Consider the following 14,182-nt stretch of genomic DNA (forward strand, 5'->3'; position numbering starts at 1 on the left):
AGGCCGCACGTCGTCAGCCTAACCGCCCCGCTCCGGGCCGGACACGGCGTCCCACGTGGCGGACGGCATGCTTGGCGGGGGCGAAGTCCGGCCAAGTGGCGTGTACGGCGTTTCACGATGTGGCCGGAGGTCGGCAACGACCGATAGTGTTCAGCATTGTCGAACCGTGGAGTGAAGGAGCAGGCCGGGGATGGCGAAGAACATCCAGTCGCTTGAGCGGGCGGCGGCGATGCTGCGGCTGCTCGCGGGCGGAGAGCGCCGACTGGGTCTCTCCGACATCGCGTCGTCACTCGGGCTGGCCAAGGGCACGGCGCACGGCATCCTGCGCACCCTCCAGGCGGAGGGGTTCGTCGAGCAGGACGCCGCGTCGGGCCGCTACCAGCTGGGGGCGGAGCTGCTCCGGCTCGGCAACAGCTATCTGGACGTGCACGAGCTGCGCGCGCGGGCCCTAGTGTGGACCGACGACCTGGCGAGGTCGAGCGGCGAGAGCGTCCACCTCGGCGTGCTGCACCAGCACGGGGTGCTGGTGATCCACCACGTCTTCCGCCCCGACGACAGCCGCCAGGTGCTGGAGGTCGGCGCCATGCAGCCGCTGCACTCCACGGCGCTCGGCAAGGTGCTGTCCGCGTACGACCCGGTGGCGCACAGCGAGGCCGTGGAGGTGGAGCGCAAGGCGTTCACGCCCCGTACGGTCACGGCGCTGGACGAGTTCGAGGAGCTGCTCGACCTCACCCGGGCGCGCGGCTGGGCCGCCGACGTGGAGGAGACCTGGGAGGGCGTGGCGTCGGTGGCGGCGCCCATCCACGACCGGCGGCGGATGCCGGTGGGCGCGGTGGCCATCACGGGCGCCGTCGAGCGGGTCTGCGACCGGGGCGAGCTGCGGTCGGAGCTGATCGCCGCGGTACGGGAGTGTGCGCGGGCGGTCTCGCGGGACCTGGGCGCGGGGCGCTTCTGACCCTCGCCGCCCTCCCGGCCCCCGCGCGCGGCCCAGGCCGCCGGACGCGGGGGCCTTCGCGTACGCCGTGAGCGCGGCGCACGGACGCCGGGTACCGCCCTGGGGCCCAGCGCCCCGGCGGGCCCCGCGGAGCACCGCCGCCCGGCCGCGGAGCACCGCCGCCCGGCCGCGGAGGCCGCCCCGGCCGCGCCCCCTCGCGCCTGCCCGGGCCGCGCCCCGGGAAGCCCGTCGGCCGCCCCCGGAGCCGCTGCGCCACGGCGTGGTGGCGGAGGGCCGGAGCGGTGCGGGGTCAGCCCCGCGGTAACGATCGGGTTTCTCGCCTTCGAAGCCTTGACTGGCTGTTCACCTGGGGGCAAAACTGCCGTCCATCGGTCGGCATTGTCGAACACCTACCGGGATTACGCGTTAGAGTGTGACAACGCCAGGAGGCCGGCACCGCCCTCATCCGAGGGCACGGACCACCGGAGGGACCCGGGGTTCGCCTTTCCCCTGGACGAAGGACAAAGGAGTCGCGGGTGTCCAGCTCCGACATCTTCATCGGCGAGATCATCGGTACCGCCGTACTCATCCTCCTCGGCGGAGGCGTCGTCGCCGCCGTCGTGCTCAAGCGCTCCAAGGCGCAGAACGCCGGCTGGCTGGCCATCACCCTCGGGTGGGGCTTCGCGGTCATGACGGCCGTCTACATGACCGGTTCCCTCTCCGGCGCCCATCTGAACCCGGCGGTCACCGTCGGCATCGCCCTCAAGGACGGGGACTGGAGCAACGTCCCCTACTACTTCGCCGGCCAGTTCCTCGGCGCCATGATCGGCGCGGCGCTGGTCTGGGTGGCCTACTACGGCCAGTTCCAGGCCCATCTGACCGACCCGGAGACCGCCTCCAAGCCCGCCGTCGAGGGCCCCGGCCCCGTCCTCGGCGTCTTCTCCACCGGCCCGGAGATCCGCAACGTCTGGCAGAACCTCGCCACCGAGATCATCGGCACCCTGGTCCTCGTCCTGGCCGTGCTCACCCAGGGCCTCAACGACAGCGGCAAGGGGCTGAACGTCCTCGGCGGTCTGATCGTCTCCTTCGTCGTCGTCGGGATCGGCCTGTCGCTCGGCGGCCCGACCGGCTACGCCATCAACCCGGCCCGCGACCTCGGTCCCCGCATCGTGCACGCGCTGCTGCCGCTGCCGAACAAGGGCGGCTCCGACTGGGGGTACGCCTGGATCCCCGTCGTGGGCCCGCTGATCGGCGGAGCCGCGGCCGCGGGTATCTACTCCCTCGCGTTCGCCGGCTGAGCCCAGTCGACCCGATCCGTCCACAGACCCCGAGGAGCACCTCCCCATGACCGCCACGACCTCCCACGGCACCGGCCCCTTCATCGCCGCCATCGACCAGGGCACCACCTCCAGCCGCTGCATCGTCTTCGACCGCGACGGGCGCATCGTCTCGGTCGACCAGAAGGAGCACGAGCAGATCTTCCCCAAGCCCGGCTGGGTCGAGCACGACGCCGCCGAGATCTGGACCAACGTCCAGGAAGTCGTCGCCGGCGCCATCGAGAAGGCCGGCATCACCGCCGCCGACGTCAAGGCCATCGGCATCACCAACCAGCGCGAGACGACGCTGCTGTGGGACAAGAACACCGGCGAGCCCGTCCACAACGCGATCGTCTGGCAGGACACCCGCACCGACGCGCTGTGCAAGGAGCTCGGCCGCAACGTCGGCCAGGACCGCTTCCGCCGCGAGACCGGCCTTCCCCTCGCGTCCTACTTCGCCGGCCCCAAGGTCCGCTGGCTGCTGGACAACGTCGAGGGCCTGCGGGAGCGCGCCGAGGCCGGCGACATCCTCTTCGGCACCATGGACTCCTGGGTCATCTGGAACCTGACCGGCGGCACGGACGGCGGCCGGCACGTCACCGACGTCACCAACGCCTCCCGCACCATGCTCATGAACCTGCACACCATGCAGTGGGACGAGAAGATCCTCCAGTCCATGGAGGTGCCCGCCGCGGTCCTCCCGGAGATCCGCTCGTCCGCCGAGGTGTACGGGCACGTCAAGGGCGGCGTCCTCGACGGCATCCCCGTCGCCTCCGCGCTCGGCGACCAGCAGGCGGCCCTGTTCGGCCAGACCTGCTTCGCGGAGGGCGAGGCCAAGTCCACGTACGGCACCGGCACCTTCATGCTGATGAACACCGGCGACAAGGTGATCAACTCCTACAGCGGGCTGCTGACCACCGTCGGCTACCAGATCGGCGACGCCAAGCCGGTCTACGCGCTGGAGGGCTCCATCGCCGTCACGGGCTCGCTCGTCCAGTGGATGCGCGACCAGATGGGCCTGATCAGCACCGCGGCCGAGATCGAGACGCTGGCCCTGTCCGTCGAGGACAACGGCGGCGCCTACTTCGTGCCGGCCTTCTCCGGCCTGTTCGCCCCGTACTGGCGCTCCGACGCCCGCGGCGTGATCGCCGGCCTGACCCGGTACGTCACCAAGGCGCACATCGCCCGCGCCGTGCTGGAGGCCACCGCCTGGCAGACCCGCGAGATCACCGACGCCATGACCAAGGACTCCGGCGTCGAACTGGCCGCCCTCAAGGTCGACGGCGGCATGACCTCCAACAACCTGCTGATGCAGACCCTCTCGGACGTCCTGGACGCACCCGTCGTGCGCCCGATGGTCGCCGAGACGACCTGCCTCGGCGCGGCCTACGCCGCCGGCCTGGCCGTCGGCTTCTGGCCCGACACCGACGCGCTGCGGTCCAACTGGCGGCGGGCCGCCGAGTGGACCCCCCGCATGGACGCGGAGACCCGCGACCGCGAGTACAAGAACTGGCTCAAGGCCGTTGAACGCTCCATGGGCTGGCTCGAAGAAGAGAACTGACGAGGAGTAATACGACATGACCACCCTGCAGAGCGTCCCCGCCCTCGGGACGCACCCGGCTGCCGGTTCCCTGCCGAGCCGCGCAGAGACCCGGGAGCTGCTGTCCAAGGCGACGTACGACCTGCTGGTCGTCGGCGGCGGCATCCTCGGAATCTCCACCGCCTGGCACGCCGCCCAGTCCGGGCTGCGGGTGGCCCTGGTGGACGCCGGCGACTTCGCCGGCGCCACCTCCTCCGCCTCCTCCAAGCTCCTCCACGGCGGTCTGCGCTACCTGCAGACCGGCGCGGTGAAGCTGGTCGCGGAGAACCACTTCGAGCGCCGTGCGGTCTCCCGGCAGGTCGCCCCCCACCTGGCGAACCCGCTCACCTTCTACCTCCCGGTGTACAAGGGCGGGCCGCACGGCGCGGCGAAGCTCGGTGCGGGCGTCTTCGCGTACTCGGCGCTCTCCGCCTTCGGCGACGGCGTAGGCCACCTGCTCAGCCCCGCCAAGGCCGCGCAGGACGTGCCGGAGCTGCGCACCGACAACCTGAAGGCCGTCGCGGTCTACGGCGACGACCAGATGAACGACGCCCGCATGGCGCTCATGACGGTCCGCGCCGCCGTCGAGGCCGGGGCCACCGTCCTCAACCACGCCGCCGTCACCGGACTGCGCTTCACCCAGGGCCGCGTCACCGGCGCCGACCTGGTCGACCGGCTCGACGGGACCGAGTTCGGCGTCGACGCCCGGCTCGTGCTCAACGCCACCGGCCCGTGGGTCGACCACCTGCGCCGGATGGAGGACCCCAACGCGGCCCCGTCCATCCGCCTGTCCAAGGGCGCGCACCTCGTCCTGAAGCGGACCTCCCCGTGGAAGGCGGCGCTCGCCACGCCGATCGACAAGTACCGCATCACCTTCGCCCTGCCCTGGGAGGACATGCTGCTCCTCGGCACCACCGACGAGGAGTACGAGGGCGACCCGGCGGACGTCGCGGTCAACGAGAAGGACATCGCCCAGATCCTGGACGAGGCCGCCTTCTCCATCCGCGACCAGCAGCTGGACCGCGACCTGATCACCTACGCGTTCGCCGGCCTGCGGGTGCTGCCCGGCGGCCCCGGCGACACGTCGAAGGCCAAGCGCGAGACGGTCGTCACCGAGGGCCGCGGCGGGATGCTGTCGGTCGCCGGCGGCAAGTGGACGACGTTCCGCCACATCGGCCGCACGGTCATGAACAAGCTGGCCGCGCTGCCCGGCCGGCCGCTCGCCGACGACATGGAGCCGATCGCGCGGCTGCCGAAGAAGCTCCCGCTGCCGGGCATCGCCAACCCGAACGCGGTCGCCCACCGGCTCCTCGTGGACGGCGGCACCCCCGGCCCGCGCATGGCCGCCGACACGGCCCGCCACCTCGCCACGCACTACGGCTCGCTGTCCTTCGACATCGCGCGCATGGCGTACGAGAACCCGGCGCTCGCCGAGCGGATACACCCCGACGCCCCGGAGATCTGGGCGCAGGTCGCCTACGCCCGCGACCACGAGTGGGCCGAGACGGCGGACGACGTGCTGCGCCGCCGTACGACGCTGACGATCCGGGGCCTGGCCACGGACGAGATCCGCGGCAAGGTCGAGGCCATGCTGGCCGACCGGGCCTGACGGGCCGGGCCCGGCGGGTACGGGCGGGCGGTGAGGGCGGCTCCTTCGGGGGCCGCCCTCCTCGTGCGTACGGCCCCGGCGCAACGCCGCCCGCGACGGGCGGCCTTGGCCGCGCCGGGCGGTGCGCGAAGGGGCCGGAGGGGGCGTCGGCGGGGGCCGGACGCGGAGTGTTCCGGGGTTCGGGCCGGGGTAGTCGTGTGGGGCCGGTACAGCACCCGGACGTGTACAAACGGCTGCGGGCAGGGGCCCTGGACGCCGTAAGGTTGGTCCGTACGGACGGAACTTCGGAAGGAGGCCTGGGTGATCGAGCTCGAGGGGGTTCCCGAGCTGATCGACCCGGTCATGGTGGCCGCGTTCGAGGGCTGGAACGACGCCGGCGACGCCGCCTCCACCGCGGTCGCGCACCTGGAACGGGAGTGGAAGGGCGAGGTGTTCGCGGCGCTGGACGCCGAGGACTACTACGACTTCCAGGTCAACCGGCCCACGGTGTGGCTGGACGGCGGGGTACGGAGGATCACCTGGCCCACCACCCGCCTGTCCGTGGTGCGCGTCGGCGGCGAGAAGCCGCGCGACCTGGTGCTGGTGCGCGGCATAGAGCCGTCGATGCGCTGGCGCTCGTTCTGCAACGAGCTGCTCGGCTTCGCCCACGAGCTGGGCGTGGAGATGGTCGTGATCCTGGGCGCGCTGCTCGGCGACACCCCGCACACCCGGCCCGTCCCGGTCAGCGGCGTCACGTCCGACCCGGACCTGGCGCGCCGGATGGAGCTGGAGGAGACCCGGTACGAGGGGCCCACGGGCATCGTCGGCATCCTCCAGGAGGCGTGCACCCACGCGGGCGTCCCGGCCGTCAGCCTGTGGGCGGCCGTCCCGCACTACGTGTCGCAGCCGCCCAACCCGAAGGCCACGCTGGCCCTGCTGAACCGGCTGGAAGACCTGATCGACCTGCGCATTCCGCTCGGCGAGCTCGCCGAGGACGCCCGCGCCTGGCAGCTGGGCGTGGATCAACTGGCTTCCGAGGACAGCGAAGTGGCCGAATACGTGCAGACGCTGGAGGAGGCGCGGGACACCGCCGAGCTGCCCGAGGCGTCCGGCGAGGCCATCGCCCGCGAGTTCGAGCGGTACCTGCGGCGCCGGGACGGCGGCCCGGGCACGGCGGGCGGTCCCGGTACGCCCCAGGGCGGGCTGCCCGGCGCGGCGGGGCACGCCGCCGAGGGCGGTGAGGGCTCCTCGTACCTGCGCGACCCGGCGAGCGGCCGCACCCGCCCGCCGAAGCCCCCGGGCCGGGGCGCCGACGACAAGGCGGCGGAGAGCCGCGCGGACGAGGCACGGGCGGACGAGGCGCGCACCGGCGACGCGCGGGCCGACGAGGCGGGCACGGGCGAGGCCCCGGCGGACCCGGAGCAGGAGCGGGCGGCCGGCGAGACGCAGCCCGGCGAGGGGCGCGCGGACGGCCGTGAGGACGGCGACGACGGGGCTCCCGGCCAGGACGGCGGCCGGGCGGACGGCTCCGGGGAAGGCCCCGAGAGCGGCGGCACCCGGCGCGACGGCGGCTCGGACGCGGAGTCCGGCGGCCGGGAGGACTGAGCACCGGCACCGGCCGGTCACGGCTGCGGGGCGGCACCGTCACGGCGGTGCCGCCCCGCAGCCGTATGCCCGGAAGCACGCCGTACCCCCGGAGCACGCCGTACGCCCAGAGCAGGTCCGTACCCCCGGAGCGGGGCGTACGCCCCCGGACGGCGCGCCCGGCAAGAGGCGCACGGGCGCGCGTGCCAGGGCGCAGGCGGTGGTGAACGCGGCCGCCCCCGGGGACGCGGGTCCCCGGGGGCGGCCGTCAGCCGGTCCTCACCGGTCGGGTCAGAGCGCCACGCCCATCAGGGCGTCGACGGCGCGGGAGACGAGGCCGGGCGCGCCCTCGTCCGTGCCGCCCTCGGTGCGCTGGAGCTCCACCCAGCGGTCGACGGCGGCCAGCGCCGACGGCGTGTCCAGGTCGTCGGCGAGGGCGTCGCGGATCTCCTCGACGAGCTGGTCGGCCGAGGGCCCGTCGGGGCGGGAGACGGCGGCGCGCCAGCGGCCGAGGCGCTCGACGGCCTCGTCCAGGACCTGGTCGGTCCACTCCCAGTCGGCGCGGTAGTGGTGGGCGAGGAGGGTCAGGCGGATCGCGGCCGGGTCGACGCCCTGGCGGCGCAGTGCCGAGACGAAGACCAGATTGCCCTTCGACTTGGACATCTTCTGGCCGTGCAGGGCGACCATCCCGGCGTGGACGTACGCCTTGGCGAAGGGGAACTCGCCGGTCAGCGCGTGGGCGTGGGAGGCGCCCATCTCGTGGTGCGGGAAGATCAGGTCGGAGCCGCCGCCCTGGACGTCGAAGCCCATCCCGAGGTGGTCGAGCGCGATGGCGACGCACTCGATGTGCCAGCCGGGGCGGCCGGGGCCGAGGGAGCCGCCGTCCCAGCTGGGCTCGCCCTCGCGGGCGGCCATCCACAGCATCGGGTCGAGCGGGTTCTTCTTGCCGGGGCGGTCGGGGTCGCCGCCGCGCTCGGCGGACAGCGCCCGCATGACCTCGGCGTCGTAGTGGGAGACCTCGCCGAAGTGGCGGTCGGACTCGACGGAGAAGTAGACGTCGCCGTCCAGCTCGTAGGCGGCGCCCATGTCGCGCAGCCGCTCCACCAGCGGGACGATGCCGGGTATCGCCTCCACCGCGCCGATGTAGTGCTTCGGCGGCAGCATCCGCAGGGCCGTCATGTCCTCGCGGAACAGGGACGTCTCGCGCTCGGCGAGGCCGGTCCAGTCGATGCCGTCACGGGCGGCCCGCTCCAGGAGGGGGTCGTCCACGTCGGTCACGTTCTGCACGTAGTGAACCTGCCGCTTGGTGTCGAGCCACACGCGCTGAACGAGGTCGAACGCGTTGTAGGTCGCCGCGTGACCCATGTGGGTCGCGTCGTACGGCGTGATGCCGCAGACGTAGATACGGGCGACGGGGCCGGGGTCGAGGGTCACTCGTCCGCCGGTCGCGGTGTCGTGGATCCGGAGGTCGCGGCCCTTGCCGGGCAGGGCGGGGACCTCAGAAGCGGGCCAGGCATGCATGCTTCGAGCGTAACCGGACGGGTGTTCCGGATACGAACCGGATGCAGGTTCATGACCGGTTACGCGCTCTTGCGCGCGGCGCCCGGATGTGCCTCCCCGCCCGGCGGGCGGTGCCCCGGCCGCGGCGGGTCAGACGGGCGGCCAGGGGATGGGCGGCCAGGTGCCGGACGGCTCGGGGTGGCGGGCCGTGGTGCGCAGGGCCGTGACGCGAGCGCGCAGGGCGTCCAGCTCGGCGGGGGTGACCAGCTGCTCCATCCGGGTGGCGAGCGGGGCGCCGGGCGCCAGCTCCGCGTCGAGGACGGCCAGCGCGTCCAGCGCCTCGGCGGGGAGCGGCTCCCCCGCCCAGCCCCAGAACAGGGTCCGCAGCTTGTCCTCGGCGTGGAAGGTGACCCCGTGGTCGATGGCGTAGAGGCGTCCGTCGGCGGCGGGCAGCAGATGGCCGCCCTTGCGGTCGCCGTTGTTGATCACGGCGTCGAGCACCGCGAGCCGCCGCAGCCTCGGGTCGTCGGCGTGCACCAGCAGCGCCGTACGCCCGCCGCCCACGTCGGCGAGGCCCACGGGACGCCAGCCGTCGCCGGGCTCGTCGCCGTCCACCAGCGACAGCAGCGGCGGCGCCGAGGCGTCCGCGTCGATCCACTGCTGGACCATGCCCGGCCCGTACGGCCCCTCGCGGAGCACGGTCGGCGGGACGAGGCCCCAGCCGGTCGCGTCCGAGACGGCGTACGCGGCGGCCTCCCGCTGCGCGAGCGTGCCGTCCGGGAAGTCCCACAGGGGCCGCTCCCCCGCGACGGGCTTGTACACGCACTCCGCCTCGACGCCCTCGTACGCGACGGAGCAGAGCAGTACCGCGTTGGACGCCTGGGGGATCCGGCCGCGTACCGTCAGCTCGCCCTCGGCGAGCAGCTCCAGCACGTCGGCGGTGGCCGTCAGGCCCCGCGGCGGTATCCGTTCTGGCGCGGACATACGTGTCCTTCCGGGTCGAGCGGCAGGCTGCACAGGGGGCACGGGGGGCGGCCGGCGTTGACGACGTCGAGGGCGCGCTTGGCGAAGGCCCGCGCCTGGGCGCCGGTGAGGCGGACGCGGAGCATCGGCGGGCCGTTCTCCTCGTCCTGGAGGAGACGTTCCTCCGCCTCGGCGAGGTCCTCCTCGGAGTCCGCGTCGAGCTCGACGAGCGCCTGAGCCTCGACGACGAGCCGCTGCTCCTCGCCGTCCCAGGCGAGGGCCATGGTGCCGACCCGGAACTCCTCCTCGATCGGTGTGTCGAGCGGCGCCGTGTCGGTGACGTCGGCGGGCGCGACGGCCGGGACGGGGGCGTTGCCGCCCGTGCGGCGCACGACCTCGTCCAGCAGCTCGTCCATCCGCTCGGCGAGCGCGGCGACCTGGGTCTTCTCCAGTGCGACGCTGGTCACCCGGCCGCCCGCGGACGCCTGGAGGAAGAACGTCCTGCGGCCAGGCAGCCCGACCGTACCGGCCACGAAGCGCTCCGGTGGGTCATAGAGGAACACCTGACGGGACACGTTCCCTCTCCCTTGGTCTCGTGGTGGGGGCCGGACTACGGCCGTCTCGGCAGCGCATCCACCCTACTGTGCGGAGCGATCACGGTGCGCCCGCGCCGCCGCCGACCTGCGCGGCGCCCCCGTCGGCGTATCCGTTGCCGCCGTCACCGCCGCCGTCGCGGGGGGCGAGCGCGGCGAAGTCGCCGGTGTCGCCGAGGCGGATCAGGAAGGGCCGGGTGCGGGTGTAGCGGATGGCGGTGACGGAGCACGGGTCGACGTGCAGCCGCTGGAACAGGTCCAGGTGGAGGCCGAGGGCGTCGGCGACGAGCGCCTTGATGATGTCGCCGTGCGAGCACATCACGTACGCGGCGTCGTCGCCGTGCCCGGCCTCCACGCGCGCGTTCCACTCCCGTACGGCGTCGACCGCGCGGGCCTGCATGGCCCGCATGGACTCCCCGCCGGGGAAGGCGGCGGCGGACGCGTGGTGCTGGACGACGTCCATGAGCGGCTCGTCGGCCAGCTCGGCGAGCTTGCGGCCGGACCAGTCGCCGTAGTCGCACTCGTTGATCCGCTCCTCGGTGTGGAGGGCCAGGCCGGGGCGGGCGGCCAGGAGCGGGGCGAGGGTCTCCCGGCAGCGCTCCAGGGGGCTGGTGACGGCCAGGGCGAGCGGCACCCCGTCGAGCCGGGCGGGCAGCGCGGCGGCCTGCGCGGCGCCCCGCTCGTCGAGGGTGACACCGGGGGTGCGGCCCGCGAGGACGCCGGCGGTGTTCGCGGTGGACCGGCCGTGTCGTACGAGGATCAACGTCGCCATGCCCGCAAGGGTAGGCGGCGCTGGGCAGGCGTGGGGCGGGCGGTCCGGGGAAGAATACGCGCCGTGATCGTGGACTGTGCCATCTACCGGGACGGGCGCCGCCGCCAGGGCCCCTCCGACATCGTCGCCGCTCTGGAGGAGGCCCGCGACGCGGTCGACGCGTTCGTGTGGATCGGGCTGCACGAACCGACCGCCGAGGAGTTCGACCGGGTGACGGAGGAGTTCGGGCTGCACCCGCTGGCCGTGGAGGACGCGCTGAAGGCGCACCAGCGGCCGAAGCTGGAGGTGTACGACGACTCGCTGTTCCTCGTGCTGAAGCCGGTCATGTACGAGCCGGAGAGCGACACGGTGAGCACCGGCGAGCTGATGGTGTTCATGGGCGACTCGTTCGTGGTGACCGTCCGGCACGGCGAGGGGTCGCCGCTCGGGGCGGTGCGGCGGCGGCTGGAGGCGGAGCCGGAGGTGCTGCGGCAGGGCCCCACGTCGGTGCTGTACGCGGTGAGCGACGCCGTCGTGGACCGGTACATAGAGGTGGCGGCCGAGCTCCAGCTGGACCTGGAGGAGCTGGAGGCGGAGGTCTTCCAGCCGGCGGGGAGCGACGCGAAGAACACCGCGTCGCGGATCTACCGGTTCAAGCGGCAGGTGCTGGAGTTCCGGCGGGCGGCGGGGCCGCTGGGCGGGCCGATGGAGCGCCTGGCCGGCGCCGGGGTGCCGTATGTGAGCGAGGAGTCGCGGCCGTTCTTCCGGGACGTCAGCGACCATCTGACGCGGGCCGGCGAGCAGGTGGAGGGGCTGGACCGGCTGCTGTCGGACATCCTGTCCGCCCACCTGGCGCAGATGGGCGTGCGGCAGAACGACGACATGCGGAAGATCTCCGCCTGGGCGGCGATGGCGGCGGTGCCGACGATGGTCGCGGGCGTGTACGGGATGAACTTCACGCACATGCCGGAGCTGGGGTGGGTGTGGGGCTATCCGGCCGTGGTGGGCGTGATGGTCGTCGCGGTGATCGGCCTGTACCGGCTGTTCAAGCGGCGCGGCTGGCTGTAGCGGTACGGGCGCCGGCGGCCGGTGGCGGACGCCCCGGCGGACGGCGGCGCGGTGGGGCGCCGCCCCGCGGCCGGGGGGCCGGGCCGGTGCCCGGTGGCCCGGTGTCCCGGCGGCGTCAGAAGGCGGGGGCGGTCTCGGCGGGGCCGCCGAGGGCGCCCAGGCGCTCGGGCATGGAGAGGGTGACCATGCGCCGCCAGCCGCCGGCCCGTTCGTACGCGTAGACGGCGTGGATTCCGGCCGCGAGGACCGCCGACTTGGCCCGCGGCCACTGCAGTACGCGGCCCATGTGGTCCATGACGGCGAGGCTCACGTCGCGGTAGACGGCGATCTCGGCGAGGGCGCACTCGCGCAGGGTGCGCTGGATGGTGCGGCCGTGGCCGGCGCGGGCGAGGCGCAGCAGCTCCTCGTGGCAGTACGCGAGGTGGTTGTCCTCGTCGTTGCTGATGATCCGGATGGCCTTGCCGACCTCCGGGTGGCCCCCGAAGTGCCGTACGAGCATGTCCATCTGGTCGGCGGCGCGCTGCTCGGTGACCCGGCTGTGCGAGAGGTAGACGACGATGTCGTACTCGGTGAGCGGCTCGTCGCGGCGCAGCTTCTCGTGGGCGAGGCCGATGCCGGAGCGCTCCAGGAGCATCGTGTAGTCGGTCTCCGGCGGGACCGGCACGGGGCTCAGGCCACGCTTCTTCAGCAGTCCGTTGAAGATGCGGCCGTGCTTGTCCTCGTCGGCGCCGTGCCGGGTGATCTTCGGCGCGAGGTCCGCGAGGGACCGCGGGACGAGCGCGGCGATCCGGCCGTTCTCCCAGCCTCCCTGGGCCTCGCCGCTGGCCGCGATCGAACAGAACAGCTGGAAGGCCTCGTCGCTGTCGACGATTTCCTGGAACAGGCTGCGGGCCGAGAGCATGGCTGTCACCTCCACGTGTCGGACCCGAGTCAACTGCCGGGAGGCGGGGGCGGCAACAGCACACCGCTACCGCTGCGCCGAACGGCTCAGCGAATCACGGGGGAACCGCCGCGGGGGCGTAACCGACGGGGTGGGTGGCGCGTTGTGCTGCGTGACGGCCGTGGCGGGGATGACCCCGAGCCCCCACCACGGCCGCAGACTTGCCCGGGGCGGCGCCCCGGTGCCGCGGATCAGTCGACCAGGCCGGCGCGCTCCAGCGCCTCGGTGCCGGCGCGCAGGGCGGCGATCCGCTCGTCGAGGGTGAAGCCGGCCGGGGCCAGGGTCAGGGTGGTGACACCGGCCTCCGCGTACGCCCGCATCCGGTCGGCGATCCGCTCGACGGAGCCCAGCAGCGTCGTGTCGTCGATGAGCCGGTGCGGTACGGCCGCGGCGGCGCCGTCCTTGTCGCCCGCCAGGTACTTGTCCTGGATCTCGGTGGCCTCCTTCTCGTACCCCATGCGCTGCGCGAGCCGGTTGTAGAAGTTCTGCTTCCGGCTGCCCATGCCGCCGACGTACAGGGCGGTGTACGGGCGGAACATGTCGGCGAGCGCCCGCACGTCGTCGCCGACGGCGAGCGGGACGGTCGGGCACACGTCGAAGCCGTCCATGGTCAGCCCGGCCTTCTCGCGCCCGGCGCGGATGTGCCGCAGGGCGGTCTCCTCCAGGTGCGCGGCGGAGGGGAAGATCAGCAGGGCACCGTCGGCGATCTCGCCGGTCTGCTCCAGGTTCTTGGGGCCGATGGCGGCGATGTACAGCGGGATGTGCTCGCGCTGCGGGTGGACGGTCAGCTTGATCGGCTTGCCGGGGCCGCCGGGCAGCGGCAGCGTCCAGTGCTCGCCTTCGTGGGTGAGGCGCTCGCGGGCCATGGCCTTGCGGACGATCTCGACGTACTCGCGGGTGCGGCCCAGCGGCTTGTCGAACCGGACGCCGTACCAGCCCTCGGACACCTGCGGGCCCGACACGCCGAGGCCGAGGCGGAAGCGGCCGCCGGACAGCGAGTCGAGGGTGGCGGCCGTCATGGCGGTCATCGCCGGCTGGCGCGCCGGGATCTGCATGATGGCCGAGCCGACGTCGATGTTCTCGGTCTGGGCGGCGACCCAGGCGAGGACGGTGGGCGCGTCGGAGCCGTACGCCTCGGCGGCCCAGCACACGTCGTAGCCGAGGCGGTCCGCCTCCTGGGCGACGGCGAGGTTGTCGCCGTCCATGCCCGCCCCCCAGTAGCCGAGGTTGATGCCGAGCCGCATGCCGATCCCCTTTTACTGATCAGTAACGTGTGTGGTGTGCGGACTCTAGCGCGCGGGCGGGTCCGGCGGCAGTGGGCCTGCCGGGCGGGGTTGTCCACAGGGTCACTCGGCGTGGGCTTCCG

12 protein-coding genes are annotated in these 14,182 nt (G+C 73.5%); 6 read left to right on the forward strand and 6 right to left on the reverse strand.

Annotated elements, in window-relative coordinates; translation table 11 throughout:
• The first annotated feature begins 190 nt into the window (after positions 1-190).
• The 5 genes from ACSUPT_RS04785 to ACSUPT_RS04805 all read left to right on the forward strand — a co-directional run bounded on the left by ACSUPT_RS04785 (position 191) and on the right by ACSUPT_RS04805 (position 7,022).
• Positions 191-955, forward strand: a complete 765-nt coding sequence (locus ACSUPT_RS04785) for an IclR family transcriptional regulator (protein ID WP_399219095.1) — start codon at positions 191-193, stop codon at positions 953-955.
• Positions 956-1,470: 515 nt separating this feature from the next.
• Positions 1,471-2,232 carry an MIP/aquaporin family protein gene (locus ACSUPT_RS04790; RefSeq protein ID WP_351963103.1) on the forward strand — a complete coding sequence of 254 codons (762 nt, stop codon included), beginning with the start codon at positions 1,471-1,473 and terminating at the stop codon, positions 2,230-2,232.
• Between the two features lie 46 nt (positions 2,233-2,278).
• Positions 2,279-3,811 carry a glycerol kinase GlpK gene (gene glpK / locus ACSUPT_RS04795; protein WP_361662913.1) on the forward strand — a complete coding sequence of 511 codons (1,533 nt, stop codon included), beginning with the start codon at positions 2,279-2,281 and terminating at the stop codon, positions 3,809-3,811.
• A gap of 16 nt (positions 3,812-3,827) precedes the next feature.
• Complete coding sequence (locus ACSUPT_RS04800; protein WP_351963105.1) at positions 3,828-5,438, forward strand: glycerol-3-phosphate dehydrogenase/oxidase; 1,611 nt, start codon at positions 3,828-3,830, stop codon at positions 5,436-5,438.
• Between the two features lie 300 nt (positions 5,439-5,738).
• A complete protein-coding gene (locus ACSUPT_RS04805; RefSeq protein ID WP_436943517.1) occupies positions 5,739-7,022 on the forward strand; it encodes a PAC2 family protein in 1,284 nt (427 codons plus the stop codon).
• A 270-nt stretch (positions 7,023-7,292) separates the two neighbouring features.
• Here ACSUPT_RS04805 and mshC read toward each other — a convergent pair whose 3' ends face one another.
• The 4 genes from mshC to ACSUPT_RS04825 all read right to left on the reverse strand — a co-directional run bounded on the left by mshC (position 7,293) and on the right by ACSUPT_RS04825 (position 10,829).
• The gene (gene mshC, locus ACSUPT_RS04810; RefSeq protein WP_436943518.1) at positions 7,293-8,522 is read right to left on the reverse strand and encodes a cysteine--1-D-myo-inosityl 2-amino-2-deoxy-alpha-D-glucopyranoside ligase; all 1,230 of its coding nucleotides are present in this window, start codon (positions 8,520-8,522) and stop codon (positions 7,293-7,295) included.
• A 129-nt stretch (positions 8,523-8,651) separates the two neighbouring features.
• The gene (locus tag ACSUPT_RS04815) at positions 8,652-9,485 is read right to left on the reverse strand and encodes an SCO1664 family protein (protein ID WP_351963108.1); all 834 of its coding nucleotides are present in this window, start codon (positions 9,483-9,485) and stop codon (positions 8,652-8,654) included.
• The gene (locus ACSUPT_RS04820) at positions 9,449-10,039 is read right to left on the reverse strand and encodes a DUF3090 domain-containing protein (RefSeq protein ID WP_351963109.1); all 591 of its coding nucleotides are present in this window, start codon (positions 10,037-10,039) and stop codon (positions 9,449-9,451) included. Before ACSUPT_RS04820 ends, ACSUPT_RS04815 begins: the two co-directional genes overlap by 37 nt.
• A 79-nt stretch (positions 10,040-10,118) precedes the next feature.
• The gene (locus tag ACSUPT_RS04825) at positions 10,119-10,829 is read right to left on the reverse strand and encodes a histidine phosphatase family protein (RefSeq protein WP_361662923.1); all 711 of its coding nucleotides are present in this window, start codon (positions 10,827-10,829) and stop codon (positions 10,119-10,121) included.
• Between the two features lie 54 nt (positions 10,830-10,883).
• Between ACSUPT_RS04825 and corA the strand changes: the two genes are divergently transcribed.
• Entirely contained in the window at positions 10,884-11,876 is a 993-nt protein-coding gene (gene corA / locus ACSUPT_RS04830) for a magnesium/cobalt transporter CorA (protein WP_351963231.1), read from the forward strand.
• A gap of 115 nt (positions 11,877-11,991) precedes the next feature.
• Here corA and ACSUPT_RS04835 read toward each other — a convergent pair whose 3' ends face one another.
• On the reverse strand, positions 11,992-12,777 hold the full coding sequence (locus tag ACSUPT_RS04835; protein WP_436943519.1) for a ferritin-like domain-containing protein: 786 nt from the start codon (positions 12,775-12,777) through the stop codon (positions 11,992-11,994).
• Positions 12,778-13,007: 230 nt separating this feature from the next.
• A complete protein-coding gene (locus tag ACSUPT_RS04840) occupies positions 13,008-14,060 on the reverse strand; it encodes an LLM class F420-dependent oxidoreductase (RefSeq protein ID WP_436943520.1) in 1,053 nt (350 codons plus the stop codon).
• Positions 14,061-14,182: the final 122 nt, after the last annotated feature.

Origin of the sequence: Streptomyces sp. SudanB25_2051 (assembly GCF_964272635.1) — a bacterium.
Taxonomy (GTDB): Bacteria; Actinomycetota; Actinomycetes; order Streptomycetales; family Streptomycetaceae; genus Streptomyces.

Coding starts and splice junctions, on each gene's coding strand:
- ACSUPT_RS04840 (WP_436943520.1), bottom strand. CDS start 14,060: ATGCGGCTCGGCATCAACCTCGGCTACTGGGGGGCGGGCATGGACGGC.
- ACSUPT_RS04825 (WP_361662923.1), bottom strand. CDS start 10,829: ATGGCGACGTTGATCCTCGTACGACACGGCCGGTCCACCGCGAACACC.
- mshC (WP_436943518.1), bottom strand. CDS start 8,522: ATGCATGCCTGGCCCGCTTCTGAGGTCCCCGCCCTGCCCGGCAAGGGC.
- ACSUPT_RS04800 (WP_351963105.1), top strand. CDS start 3,828: ATGACCACCCTGCAGAGCGTCCCCGCCCTCGGGACGCACCCGGCTGCC.
- glpK (WP_361662913.1), top strand. CDS start 2,279: ATGACCGCCACGACCTCCCACGGCACCGGCCCCTTCATCGCCGCCATC.
- ACSUPT_RS04835 (WP_436943519.1), bottom strand. CDS start 12,777: ATGCTCTCGGCCCGCAGCCTGTTCCAGGAAATCGTCGACAGCGACGAG.
- ACSUPT_RS04785 (WP_399219095.1), top strand. CDS start 191: ATGGCGAAGAACATCCAGTCGCTTGAGCGGGCGGCGGCGATGCTGCGG.
- ACSUPT_RS04815 (WP_351963108.1), bottom strand. CDS start 9,485: ATGTCCGCGCCAGAACGGATACCGCCGCGGGGCCTGACGGCCACCGCC.